Source organism: Gluconobacter sp. P1D12_c (assembly GCF_018812105.1).
Lineage (GTDB): Bacteria > Pseudomonadota > Alphaproteobacteria > Acetobacterales > Acetobacteraceae > Gluconobacter > Gluconobacter oxydans_A.
Genome location: NZ_JACSIQ010000635.1, coordinates 1 through 405, shown reverse-complemented (window position 1 = coordinate 405; position 405 = coordinate 1). Strand labels below are relative to the sequence as shown.

Genomic DNA, 405 nt, shown 5'->3' with positions numbered 1-405 from the left:
CCTTTATGAGACACAGCACACGGCTGTATTCCATGACGTGTTGCACTTGTCCGGGACAGTCCGTCCAACGATCCCCTTCCGGACACATGAAGGAGACATCCGATCATGGCGCGGCGCCGTCTTCTGACCCGTGAAGCTCTCGCCCGACATTACGAGCCTTCTGTCGATGATCGCGAGATCACGAGACATTTTACACTCAGCCAGGATGACTTCGATCTGATCGCAACCCGCCGCGGAGAAACCTCCCGATTGGGTTTCACGATGGTCATGCTCTACATGCGCTGGCCGGGACGGGTGCTGGAATCTGGTGAAACACCACCGGCTCCCATTCTGTCATTTGTTGCGCGGCAGCTCGACCTGTCCCCTGGGCTCTGGTCCCATTACGGACGTCGTGACGAAACCCGT

1 protein-coding gene is annotated in these 405 nt (G+C 57.8%); it reads left to right on the top strand.

The genetic code is table 11. The features are described 5' to 3' along the window. Positions 1-105: 105 nt before the first annotated feature. Positions 106-405: DUF4158 domain-containing protein (locus tag KP705_RS18500; RefSeq protein WP_215765362.1), on the top strand; the 300-nt coding region annotated here is incomplete at its 3' end.